The sequence below is a fragment of the Paenibacillus mesotrionivorans genome (assembly GCF_046098205.1).
In the GTDB taxonomy this organism is placed as follows: domain Bacteria; phylum Bacillota; class Bacilli; order Paenibacillales; family NBRC-103111; genus Paenibacillus_AR; species Paenibacillus_AR mesotrionivorans.
In genome coordinates this window covers 61,648-74,094 of the sequence record NZ_JBJURJ010000022.1, presented here as the reverse complement: position 1 = coordinate 74,094, position 12,447 = coordinate 61,648, and the positions used below count along the sequence as shown (strand labels likewise).

The 12,447-nt window shown below is 54.4% G+C and carries 10 protein-coding genes and 1 pseudogene; 9 read left to right on the top strand and 2 right to left on the bottom strand.

Annotated elements, in window-relative coordinates; translation table 11 throughout:
* Window positions 1-179: 179 nt before the first annotated feature.
* Window positions 180-341: a hypothetical protein gene (locus ACI1P1_RS26305; RefSeq protein ID WP_416219495.1), complete on the bottom strand. Its 162-nt coding sequence runs from the start codon at window positions 339-341 to the stop codon at window positions 180-182.
* A gap of 167 nt (window positions 342-508) precedes the next feature.
* Window positions 509-706, bottom strand: a pseudogene (locus ACI1P1_RS26300) (helix-turn-helix domain-containing protein); the annotation flags it as partial.
* Window positions 707-1,152: 446 nt separating this feature from the next.
* Here ACI1P1_RS26300 and ACI1P1_RS26295 point away from each other — a divergent pair.
* The 9 genes from ACI1P1_RS26295 to galU all read left to right on the top strand — a co-directional run bounded on the left by ACI1P1_RS26295 (window position 1,153) and on the right by galU (window position 12,435).
* Complete coding sequence (locus tag ACI1P1_RS26295) at window positions 1,153-3,876, top strand: hypothetical protein (RefSeq protein WP_416219494.1); 2,724 nt, start codon at window positions 1,153-1,155, stop codon at window positions 3,874-3,876.
* A 139-nt stretch (window positions 3,877-4,015) separates the two neighbouring features.
* Window positions 4,016-5,029, top strand: a complete 1,014-nt coding sequence (locus tag ACI1P1_RS26290) for a nucleotidyltransferase domain-containing protein (RefSeq protein WP_416219492.1) — start codon at window positions 4,016-4,018, stop codon at window positions 5,027-5,029.
* A 13-nt stretch (window positions 5,030-5,042) separates the two neighbouring features.
* Window positions 5,043-5,831: a hypothetical protein gene (locus ACI1P1_RS26285; protein ID WP_416219491.1), complete on the top strand. Its 789-nt coding sequence runs from the start codon at window positions 5,043-5,045 to the stop codon at window positions 5,829-5,831.
* Window positions 5,831-6,097, top strand: a complete 267-nt coding sequence (locus tag ACI1P1_RS26280) for a PqqD family protein (RefSeq protein WP_416219490.1) — start codon at window positions 5,831-5,833, stop codon at window positions 6,095-6,097. The genes ACI1P1_RS26285 and ACI1P1_RS26280 overlap by 1 nt, the downstream gene beginning before the upstream one ends.
* Window positions 6,087-6,641 (top strand): S24/S26 family peptidase, encoded by a 555-nt coding sequence (locus tag ACI1P1_RS26275; protein WP_416219489.1) that lies wholly within the window; start codon window positions 6,087-6,089, stop codon window positions 6,639-6,641. The genes ACI1P1_RS26280 and ACI1P1_RS26275 overlap by 11 nt, the downstream gene beginning before the upstream one ends.
* Complete coding sequence (locus ACI1P1_RS26270; protein ID WP_416219488.1) at window positions 6,638-8,653, top strand: ABC transporter ATP-binding protein; 2,016 nt, start codon at window positions 6,638-6,640, stop codon at window positions 8,651-8,653. The genes ACI1P1_RS26275 and ACI1P1_RS26270 overlap by 4 nt, the downstream gene beginning before the upstream one ends.
* A gap of 1,196 nt (window positions 8,654-9,849) precedes the next feature.
* Window positions 9,850-10,587, top strand: coding sequence for a YveK family protein (locus ACI1P1_RS26265; RefSeq protein ID WP_416219487.1), 738 nt, complete (start codon window positions 9,850-9,852; stop codon window positions 10,585-10,587).
* Window positions 10,568-11,239, top strand: coding sequence for a CpsD/CapB family tyrosine-protein kinase (locus ACI1P1_RS26260; protein ID WP_416219486.1), 672 nt, complete (start codon window positions 10,568-10,570; stop codon window positions 11,237-11,239). Before ACI1P1_RS26265 ends, ACI1P1_RS26260 begins: the two co-directional genes overlap by 20 nt.
* Window positions 11,240-11,541: 302 nt before the next feature.
* On the top strand, window positions 11,542-12,435 hold the full coding sequence (galU, locus tag ACI1P1_RS26255) for a UTP--glucose-1-phosphate uridylyltransferase GalU (protein WP_416219485.1): 894 nt from the start codon (window positions 11,542-11,544) through the stop codon (window positions 12,433-12,435).
* Window positions 12,436-12,447: the final 12 nt, after the last annotated feature.

Here is a 12,447-nt window from a genome sequence, read left to right as displayed (position 1 = left end):
GATGATGATGGTTGCTTCTACCAGTTTATCACAAAACAAAAAAGCCTGAGACAACGCCTCAGACCGGAGTGAACTTTTCTTCAATTGTAGACGTGCATCCCGCAAGGGCGTCCCCGGCAAACTGGGGAAAGAAGGGGGAACGCCCTTATATGGATGCCCGCTGTCCATAGTGGGCCATCTTACGGGTTGTAAGGCTCCCAGGTTTGGTCAGGGTTCACGCAGATATCCCCAATGCCGGGAGCATTAACCGGTACGCTGGGAGGATTGCAGGAAGACACTGCTGTTTCGAAAGCGATGGGAGCATGCTCCAGTACTGCCGGTTTCACATAGTTCAGCTTCATATTGTATCACCCTTTCTCGTATTAAAGATACAAAATGTATCTTTGTAGATAATATACAAGATCCTTTTTCACTTGTAAAGCCGAAATGCAAGATTTTTGCAGAATCTTTTTTTTGGCAATCGGATGTCCTACAGGTCACGGGTTTCTTCATAATCCGTATGCTTCGGTGTTCGCCCGAAAAGGAAGTCCAGGGATACCCCGAATAAATCCGCAATGTCACTCAGAAGCTGAAACTCCGGCTCTCTCCGATTTTTCTCATAATGGGAGAGGGCGGAACGGGAAATTCCCAGCTTGTTAGCAAGCTCCTCCTGAGTAAGTCCCTTTTGCTCCCGCAAATAGGTAATCTGTTCCCCGCAGGTGATCATATCTTACCCCTTTCTCTATACATAAGCTTTTATTATAGATATCGCCTTCCGTCCAAAGTAGATCCCGATTTATGCCTTGGAATATGCAATATCCTGATAAAGTCGCCGATTCGAGGAGATGGTATAAGCAGGAATTATTGAAACTCCCCGGTTTTTCCGATACAATGTGTATCATATATATATCATAATAAATTTGCTTCCAAAAGAAAAGTCCCTAAATGGGACAAATAATGGAGTCCCCCGTCCGCCTGTGGGCATAGCATATGACGAGGGCACGAAAGAGAGGAATTGTGTTGGAAAAGAAACCGCTGTCCGCCGCAAAATTCATGTTATGTCTTGTGCTCCTTGCCGTCCTTATTTTTTATCCCTCCGCAGATTCCCGTATCTTCCCCGATACGACCGCCCTCGCCGCCGGGGAAAACATCACGAAACAAGGAGGGACGACCATGCCTTATGCTGACTGGATTCAGCAGGAAATTGATTTTGGCACCCATTCCTTCTACTACTCGCCATGGCGGGCGTATATGGACACCTGGGATGCCAACAGATGGAGGGAAACCCTGGGAATTGTCTTCAATGTGAGTCCTGATGAAGCGGATGCTACGGCACAGCTTCTGTCGGAGGCGGGTTTCGGAACTGCCCGTGTGGAAATCAACTGGGGGAATTACACCTACGATGATCCCTCCAAGCTGGACCCGGCCAGGGAGCAGCAGTTTACCACTATTCTGCAGGCCCTCAAAAAGCATAACATCCGTCCCCTCATTCTCCTGAACGCCAATTCCGGCAACCCTGTTCCGACCAAAGGCTGGAAGGTTCAATTGGTGAAGGCTGCCCCTAAAGACAGCACGGAAATCCAAGTGGACAACATAAACGGCATTGTCCCCGGTTATACGGGACTGAAGGGAATGGCTTACCAGACCATGTATCCGGTGATCACCGGCTGCGATCCAGCTACCGGAATCTGCCAGTTGTCTGCGCCGCTTCCCAAGGCCCTGTCTGCGGGTGCCATTGAATTAAACAAGCTTATTGTCCAGCCCATAGGGGGAACGGTGTTTGCAGATGGTACCCCCAACCCTGCAGCCCAGGAAACGCTGGACGGCTGGCTCGCTTATGTGAAGAATACGGCCTCCTTCGTGAAGCGGGTGATGAATACCGGAAATTCTGCTGATGCCGGGTTTGATATGGAGGTCTGGAATGAAATGACCTTTGGATCCCATTTTCTGGATATTAACAATTATTATTCACCCAAGCTGGAGTTCTCCCAATACCACACGTTTAAGCAGGGGGACCGGGAAATCAAGGGCTCCGAGGTGCTGCTGCCGCATACGGCCGCACTTGTCGCTGATTCCAAAAACAATCTGCCGGGTGTCCGGGTGATCAGCGGCTTCTCCAATCAGCGTCCATGGGACAACGGAGTGGAGCAGTGGTCAGGACAAAGCGGCTTCAGCCGTCATTATTACACCGGTTATATGGACAATAACTCCTTGATTAACCCGCAAGCCTATTCCAAAAAAGATGAACCTACACTGAATGCCCTGGGTACGATGGACGGCACACTGAAGCCCAATTCCGCCAACAAGATTGTGCCGGGGAGCAATTTTGTACCCAGCCATATTGCCTCCTTCCCTGAATATTGGTTCTCCGGCTACAAAACCGAGAATGTGGTCCGGGATCTGCAGCCTTTCCCCAATTCGTTCCCGATGCATTTCCGCTACGCCAATCCGGGCAACGGCAAACAGGCGGAGGTATGGATGACGGAGGGGAACTTCGACCGTCAGGGATGGTCCAAGGCGCTCCAGTCCTTGGGAGTGAGCTCCATACATCCCGGTTATGCCGGTCTGATGCACAGCATGGGAGCCAAAACAACCCTGCGCAGCTTCGCCTTTTTCGGCCATAAGGGCATCGAGACCTATACCATCTACGCGGCCAAAGGCGGCGACGGCTCCTTGGGTGTGATTCCGGAGGCCTTCTTCACGGCGCTGGCGGAGGCCAAGTATGTGCTGACGGATTCCGTCCGGGCCAAAGCAGGCGCACAGCTGGCGGCCATCGCTAATGTAACCAAGCTGATGCAGCCCGGTGTGGACATCGAAAACCCGCGGCCTCTGAAGGTGGAGGAATGGACCCAGAAGAATCCCAAGGTTGTGGTGAAGGGCAACGGAACCAAGGAGAACCCGGATATTTATATGTCCCAGGACTTCGCTGTCCTCCCCTACCAGCTGGATGCCGGCAAGTTTGCCATCGGGTATTATGTGGTGACCCGGGATGTGGCCCAGGTTTGGGATACGACGAAGAATGTGTCCGATCCGGCCAGATACGCTCTGCCGCCGCAAGCCTTCACGCTTACCCTGTCCAATGTGAACGGCAAGGGGGCCCGTGTTCAAAGCTATGATCCCATAACCGGCACCACCTCGGGATTGGGAATCGTCAAATCGACGGATACCACCATCACGGTGCAGGTGGATGCCGTGGATTATCCCCGTTTCCTCCTGATTGATGAGGCGGCGGAGGGGCCGGTCATTTCCTCTCCTGTCATGAAGAAAAATGCCAACGGCTCAACGGAGCTGACCTTCGTCTCCAACGTGGACGGAACCGCCAAGATCACCTGGGGCACCTATCCGTACAGGCAGAAGGGCAGCTTCAAGGAGGAATATTACCAGGATGCGGCCTTCCAGAAGAAGGTATATGAACGTCGTGTCTCCAACATCAACTACAACGGTGATCTGCCGCCCAAAACGGGCTCTTACCGTTGGGCCGGAACCGTGATCCCGCAGTTTTCCGAACGGTATACCTTCCTGGCCCAATCCGGCGCCTGCAACAATGAATTGACCATCAACGGGAAAAATGTAATTAATCCCTGCGCAGGTTTATTGCGGGGAGATGCGGATTTGAAGGCGGGAGAGGCTTATGATCTGAACCATCAGTATGTCTCCCGCTACAATTCGGCGCAAACCGTCATGCTGTATTGGGGCAGTGAAAGCCAGCCCAAGCAGCTGGTGGCTCCGGCCTCCTCTCAAGGCAAAACCGTGGCTGTGAAGAAAAATGAGAAGGTGACAGTGACTATTCCCGATCTGCTGGTGGGAGAGGGAGTCAAGATTTCCCTGGAGGCCAAAGGCCTCACCACCCGTTATCCCCGATGGGATTACGACGTCAGAGGAGTATTGTGGCCATAACCGATAGCTGCCAACGGGCGCCCGATAAGGGCGCCTTTGCTTTAAAATTTCCAGTTGGCCTTGACTTCGGAAATGACCTGTAATAAAGTAAAATCACGATACAAAATGTATCACGATAAGACCGGGGGGTTTGAACCAATTGATCGCATTGCTGGAGCCGATTTTCGGAAATGGGAAGCCTCTTCCCGCTTGGGGAGAAGAGGAGTATAAGCTGGCGCTGAAGGACATCCGTTTGTCCGGCGTGGGGCCGCAGATCTGCCATTTTTTACGGGGAAAAGGGCTGCTTGACGAGACCCCCGCTTTTTTCCGGAGCGCCCTGAAGCAGGATTACCAGCAGTCCTTGGTTCAAAACCTTTATATTCAAAAAATGGAACGGGAAATCCTCGCCGCCTTTGAGGCTGCGGCAATTCCGGTGATTCCGCTGAAGGGTCCCCGTTTTGCGGAGGGGTACTTCGGCCATATGGCTTCACGTCCCAGTTCGGATATCGATCTTCTGGTCCATCCGGAGGATCTGAAGCGGGCGGAGCAATGTGTGGAGGCTCTCCATTTCCAAAAGGATAAGCAGGTACATAATCATGTGGTGCTGGCCAAGGCGACAGGGCCGGGCCAGGATGCCTTGGCTGTGGAGCTGCATTGGACGCTGGACAAGAAGAATTGGTCCAGTCTGGATGACCGGAGATTTTGGGAGGAGGCCGGGGAGATTGCGGGCTACCGCCACGTGAAGGAGCTTAGCCCCACTCATACACTGTATTTTATATGCCTGCACGGCATGCGCCACCGGATGGATTCCATGAAGTATGTGATGGATATTGTCCAGATTCTGGCTGCGGCAGGGACACGCATCGATATGGGACGGCTGCTGAGGGAAGCGGCATCGGATAAAACGGCCAAACGGGTGAAAATCGCTCTGTCCATTGCCTGCGGGCTGTTTCCCGAGCTTCCCGCTTCCCGGTCCTTGCCCTTTCCCCTTGTGGAGACGGCGTGGTCCTACTCCGCCATCGTCAAAAAACAGACCGGCGTGAAGGATATGGAATATTACCGGTATGTCTCCTTCTTCAAGTTCCAGATTTTCGATACCCTGAAGCATACCATTATGTCGCAAAAGCAGATCTACGAGCATACGGCCAAATATTCATCCTTTGAGGGGAATTGAAGGAGGACGGACCATGATAGCGATGATCGATACCCGGGTGGGGGAGCATCATATCCGCTTTTTGGCGGAAACGGAATGGGTGAAGGCCTATATCCGCACCAAGTTCCAGGTTCTGGACGGGGTTTCCGGCGCAGCGCCTGATCTGGAGGTGGAGCTGGCGGCAGGGTATGGCGAGCCTTTTGTCAGCTTTGAAGTGGCTTCCTCGGTGGAGGAGGGGGAGATCTTCTTCCGGCGGACGGATTACCGGATCCGGATTTCCGAAGACTTCGGGCAGGCCCAGATTTCCGTATACGATGATTTTGCCTTGAAGCATGCCCTGATGAACCTGTACAGCTCTTATATTGTGCACAAGGGCTGGGGGCTTCTCGTCCATTCCTCGTGTGTGATGGAGGCGGGCAAAGCGTATCTCTTCGCCGGACACTCCGGCGCAGGCAAGTCCACTGTGGCGTGGCTATCCCTGCCCCGGCAGGTGCTGTCCGATGAAGCGACCATCCTGAAGGTGGAGGAGGGCAGGGTGACGGTGTTCGACTCCCCCTTCCGCAGCGGGCTGGAGATGCCGTACCACGGGGACGGCTGCGAGCTGGCGGCCATCCAGTTTCTCCGCCAGTCCCCGGAGATCAAGCGGATCATGCTGGGGAAGTCTGCTGCCATGATGGAGCTGTTCGGCAAGATTTTTTATTGGCCCCACATGCCCAGTGATACGGTGAAGATCATGAAGCTGTTCCAGCATCTTATTGCCAATATTCCGGCGTATGAGCTGTATTTTCAAAAAAACGACGCATTCTGGAAGGAGATCTGCTAATGGCGACCTTTATCCGCGCAACCGACTCGGAGGCTGTAGAGCTGGATCAGGAATGGATTATCCTGCACCCCGACCAATTTACTGTGACCAAAATCAATGAGGTGGGCGGTGTATGCTGGGGTCTGCTGAAGGAGCCGCAGACGGTTTCCTCCCTGGCCGGGCATATTGCCACGCGTTATGAGATCGACAGCAAGGAAGCGGAAGGGGATATTGAGGCTTTTCTGCTTCATATGCAGGAAATTGGAATGATCCGCCATGCAGGCTGACACCCAGGCCATTGCCAGACTGATCCGGGAAATCGGAGAGCTGGAGATTCCGTCCAGCGGCACCAGCATGCGCCCGCTGATCCGGGAGGGGGACCGCTGCCGGTTTGTTCCTTTGGCGGACCGTCCTTCCCTGGGGGATATTCTTCTGGTGGCGGAGGCGGACGGGCGTCTGGTGGGACACCGGTTAATCCGCGTGGCGGAGACGGGGGGAGAGACACTGTATATCTGCAAGGGTGATTCCAACCTCAACCCGGATGCGCCCGCCAGAGCCAATCAGATTATCGGAAAAATGACGGATATCCGCAAGAGGCGGTTTGTGATGCATGCGGATCAAGGCCTCGCCCGCTGGTGGGGGCGGCTTTTGATGCGCCGGCCGGGGCTGTCCCGGATCATCCGCCTGTATTTGCGGGCGGAGCGGGGCCTGCGTCGTCTGCGGCAGCCGAAGGGAGGGCAGGCCGCAGCGGGTGGACCGGCTTCTGCGGGCAAACCGCGCGAGGCCGGATATGAACATCCCCATGCGGGGAAGAAGCGGGGTTCGTTATGAGCGCAGTGGAGAGAAGACAGCGGCGCGGCAGCCGGATCCGGATGTTCCGGCGTTTTCTGGAGCTGGGCGAGATGAAGCGGCCCATTGCCCTCTTGTGGCGCTTTATCAAACCGAGCAAATGGCTGTATATTCAGCTGATTGTGTATATGCTGGGCGGGATCGGCATGACCGTGATCTTCACCTGGTTTTTGCAGCAGCTGACCGATGCGGCGCTAAGCGGCAATGTGGGCAAAATTACGGAGCTGCTGCTGCAGGGCATTCTGGTGGTGATCATCAACAGTATGCTGACGTATCTCTCCAGCTATATCGGAACCGCTGCGGTGCAGCAGGTCAAGCGGGATATGAAAAACACCATTTTCGGGCATATGGTCCGGCTGGAGGCGCGCTACTATAACCGGCACCATTCCGGCGAGTTTGTCTCCCGGCTGACCAACGACATTAATAATCTGGACGGCGCCATCGGCGGCAATCTGGTGCAGATGATCCGGCTGCCCCTGATGGCGCTGGCATCTCTGTTGTACATGCTGACCATCAATTGGCGGCTGTCCGTGATTTGTCTGATGCTGGTCCCGGTCGCAGCGGTGGCGGGGAGCATGTTCGGCAAGCTGCTGCGCCGGAACACCCGTCTGATCCAGGAGTATCTCAGCCGGATGCAGGGGTTTTTGCATGAGACCTTCTCCGCCAGTCCCATTATCCGCTCCTTTACCCTGGCCGGTCTGATGACCCGCCAGTATGAGAAGCATAACGACCATCTGATGGGGCTGGAGATGAAGCAGGCCCGCATCCGGGGGATGTTTCAGGTAGGCTCAGCGGCTGTTGGCTCCGCCACCTTTTTCCTCAGCATGGGGCTGGGCGCATATTTTGTGGCGCAGCAGACCATGTCGGTGGGCAATCTGGTGGCCTTCAATAATCTGATGCACCAGATGGTTGCCCCCTTGTCCGGCCTGGCTGGGCTGTGGGGCGGGTTCCAGCGTTCCCTCTCCTCTGCGGAGCGGATCGTCCATGTGCTGGAGGAGAAGGCGGAACCCGGCTTCCCCGAGGAGGATGATCAACCGGCAGACAGATCCTCCACAGCAGGAAGCTCCCCTCTTCCCGCCACGCCCACCGGCAGGACGGCAGCAGGAAGCCCCCCCTTCAACTCCCCGCCCATAGAGCAGTCTGACGGCATGCTGCGGGAAGAGGAGCCGGCGATGGATTCGGCTGCGGAGCCGGTTGGGGAAGATTTATCCGGCGGCCCGTATCCTCCTGAAATTACGCTCCGGGATGTGTCCTTCACCTATGAGGATGGTGTGCCGGTGCTGGAGCAGCTGAATCTTACCGTTCCGGCGGGCAAGGTGGTTGCGCTGGTAGGCCACAGCGGAGCAGGCAAAAGCACTCTGCTCAGCCTGCTCCAGGGTTTCTACAAGCCGGATCAGGGAGAGCTGCTGCTGGACGAAATGCCCATGGGGCGAATTCCCCTGGGAACGCTGCGGCGCTCTATTGCCTATGTGCCCCAGGACACCTTCCTGTTCTCCGGCACCATCCGTGAGAACATCGGCTACGGTCGGCTGGGTGCCAGCCAGGAGGAGATTATGCAGGCGGCCAAAGCGGCCAATGCCCTGGATTTTATCAACCGGCTGCCCGAGGGCTTTGACACCCAGGTAGGGGAGCGGGGAGCCCGCCTGTCCGGGGGCCAGCGGCAGCGCATCGCCATTGCCCGGGCTATCCTGAAGGATGCGCCGGTGCTGCTCCTGGACGAGGCCACCTCGGCGCTGGATACGGAGACAGAGCATCTGGTCCAGGAGGCGCTTGCCCGGCTGATGCACCGGCGGACCACCATCGTCATCGCCCACCGGCTTTCCACCATCCAGAACGCTGACCTCATTGCGGTGATGGATCACGGCAAGGTCGTGGAAACCGGAACCCATTGGGATCTCCTGCGCCGCAAGGGTCACTACTTCAAGCTCTACCAGATGCAGTTTAAGGATCAGCCGGCTCCACCCGCAGACAGCGGCATCAGGCAGATCACGTGAAGGTTTTACCAAGGCCCGCCCCTTCCGGCGGGTTTTTGATTGCCTGCGGGAGGGGAGGCGCCCGGTTGGCAAATGGCAGCGGTGACAAGGGGGAGCCTAGGGGAGGCGTTTCCCTGTTAGAGTCTATGAGCTAATGGGGAATAGGTAACCAGTGTCTATGAGCTGATGGGGGACCAGACAACCCACGTCTATGAGCTAATGGGGGTTACCAGTAATCTGCGTCTATCTGCTTTTTGGGGTTACAGAGTAATATGTTCCTTTTATGGCACGCCACGGTAATTCGTACCCATAAGCAAATGGGACCTAAGCATTCCCTGCTCTAAAGGAACTCAGAAGCTCTTACAGCAGCAAAATCGGGGTTTTGAAATTCTTACGGAACTGAGAAGCCCTTAGCCGGTTTTATTGGGGTAAAAGAGGCGTACATGGGGCGCTAAGCGCTTCTGAGTTCCGTCAGAGCGGAAATACTCCACAAAAGTTACTCTAAGAGCCGCTCAGTTCCGTTACGCACACTCCCTTGAGAAACCTCTTCTCCTACTTGGTCCGTTCCCTGAGCCAAGGGGAAAATGGACCACAAGAGAGGCACTTCCTCCCTGAGCCAAAGGGATAATGGACCACAAGAGCAGCAAACCGCCCCCCAACCGCCGCAGACCGCTCGTGACCAACCTCACCGCAACCGCCCGCAACGATCCCATCCCACCGATCGGCACCCATCACATCCATCCAACGTTCCGTCCCCACCCATCCAACACACCCCACCTATCCAACCCATCCAACCGCCGCGGACTTCCCGTGACCAACCTTGCCTCGCTCGCCTCACCCATCCGCAACCATCTCAACGTTCCCCCGTCTCCAACGGCGGGCCATCCCGGTTTCGTACACAAAAATCTCTTCTATATATATGGAAGCGTAATCATTGAAACTGTATGCGCTTCTATTTGTGAAATCGCTCATGTGGCATTGACAAGATACAATGTGTAACATAAATTAGTGGATATAGATTGCTTCGTTCCGTATCACGACAACATTCGCGCACTTATGAAAACAAAAGAAAACCAGTGATGGAATGCGACATTTTCTCAATTACAGTTGACAAGATACAAATTGTATCATAAAGTTAGATTCAGGCGATGATACGAAACGTAACTTCGCATGCGAAATAGTTGATTATATTAACAGATTGGGAGTGAGGATGAGGTATGGAACTGAAAAACTATTGGCGGGCAGTGAAGAAGAGGCTCTGGCTGATCCTGCTTTGTGTAGCAGCTGCTACAGCAACGACTGCTTTTTACACCTTCGACCGGTATACCCCCCAGTACCAGGCTTCCTCCAAGCTGGTCATCAATCAGACCTTCAGCAATGATTCCGGTGTGGAGATCATGGATACCGGAGCGATGAACAACAACATCCGCTTGATTGAAACCTATAAGGAGATCATCCGCAGCTCCGCCATTATGGAAAAGGTAGTTGCCAAATATCCAGAGCTGAACGCTACCTCCGATGAGCTGATCCGGACCGTCAATGTGTATTCGGTGAACAACACGCAGATCATGATGATTTCGGCCTCCGGCTTGGCCTATGAGCGGACCGCAAAAATCGTTAACGGTGTATCCGAGGTTTTCCGTTCCGAAATTCCCCGCATCATGAAAATCAACAATGTTACCCTTCTGACGGAAGCCCCGATGCTGAACAATCCGCAGCCGGTCAACTCGCCCGCTATTTCCAATATGCTGCTCAGCTTCATCATCGCACTTTTGTTCTCCGTTGGTCTGGTATTCCTGCTGGAATACATGGATGACACCATCAAAACCGAGGACGACATCCTCAAGGTGTTCGATGTACCGGTGCTGGCATCCGTTACAGCCATTGAGAAGAAGGATATGAAACGACATACCCCACTGAAAGCAGGTGAACCATATGCCACGCTTAACCGCTGATCAACCGGTCATCATGGACGTGAATCCGGATTCCTCCATTGCCGAGGCATACCGGACGCTCCGGACCAATATCGAATTTTCCTCCGTTGGCAAGGAGATGCGGATTATCATGATCACCTCCGCTTCCCGGGGGGAAGGCAAGTCCACCACCGCCGTGAACCTGGCCATCTCCTTATCCCAGGCGGGGAAGAAGGTTCTCCTGATCGATGCCGACATGCGCAACTCCTCCATTCACCGGATTCTCCGGGTGGACAACAAAAAAGGGCTGGCCAACTATCTGGCCCTGCAGACGGAGCTTACCGAGATTATAACGCCGACCCACATTCCCAATCTCAGCGTCATCCCGTCAGGCACCCAACCGCCCAACCCGGCGGAGCTTCTGACCATGAACCAGATGGATCTTTTGCTGGCGGAGCTGAAGAAGGACTTCCACACCATTATCCTGGACACTCCTTCTGCCTTGTCCGTAACGGATGCCCAGATTATCGCAGCCAAGACTGACGGGGTGCTTCTCGTGGTGGAGCAGGGTTTTGTCAAACGGGAGGCCGGCAAGAAGGTGAAGGCGTACCTGAGGCATGTGAATGCCCGCCTGCTGGGTGTGGTATTTAACAAGATTAATAAAGCCAATCTGGATTCCTACGCAGGGCGTTAAGCCCCGCAAGCTTCCATAACGGCTGCCGCAGCCGGCAAGAGTCACAAGCGGCAGGTAATGTCTACTGCACCTGTATCACTGTAGGCACTCGGTCATGCTGTGGGCCCGCGGGGCCTTAGACGTTAATCGTCAAGGGTATGATGTGAGGACGGGTTCAATGCCCTTTTCACAACAAACAACCAAGTGGATGGAAAAATAAGCCTACATTCCCCACCACCAGGCAAGGAAGGTGTGCTTGTTTTTTTATCCACTTCCATAAGTCGCAGCAAACATTCCAATTATCTTTATAAGGAGGAACCGTAATGAAAAAAGTCAGAAAAGCCATTATTCCTGCTGCCGGTTTGGGAACCCGTTTCTTGCCGGCTACCAAAGCCATGCCCAAGGAAATGCTGCCCATCATCGACAAACCCACGATCCAATATATCGTGGAAGAAGCGGTTGCCTCCGGCATCGAGGATATCATCATTGTAACCGGAAAAGGCAAACGTGCTATCGAGGATCATTTTGACCATGCCTTCGAGTTGGAGAGCACACTTGTTGAAAAAGGCAAGCTGAAGCTGCTGGAGGAGGTACAACGCTCCTCCAAGGTGGATATCCATTATATCCGTCAAAAGGAGCCCAAGGGACTGGGCCACGCCGTCTGGTGCGCCCGTCGCTTCATCGGGGATGAGCCATTCGCCGTGTTATTGGGAGACGACATTGTCAGCGGAGAACAGCCCTGCACCAAGCAGCTGATCAGCCAATATGAAAAGACGGGCTGCTCGGTCATCGGCGTCCAGCCGGTATCCGACCAGGAAACCCAGCGTTACGGCATAGTAGACCCAATTATGAAGGATGGCCTACTGTATCAGGTCCGGAATTTTGTAGAGAAGCCGCCTTTTGGTACGGCGCCCTCCAATCTGGCAATTATGGGACGTTATGTGCTCACACCGGAGATTTTTGATTTCCTGGATCTTCAGGAAAAAGGAGCGGGCGGCGAAATCCAGCTCACTGACGCCATTCAGAAGCTGAATGATGCACAGAAGGTATTCGCGTACCATTTCCAAGGCAAACGTTATGATGTGGGCGAGAAGCTGGGCTTTATCCTGACGACGCTGGAATTTGCCCTATGCAATCCGGAGCTGCGCCAGCCGCTGATGCAGGAGCTGGAGCGGATGGTCAATACTAAAGAATTTATGCCGCGTGTGATCGGTTAAAAAGGAGTGTGG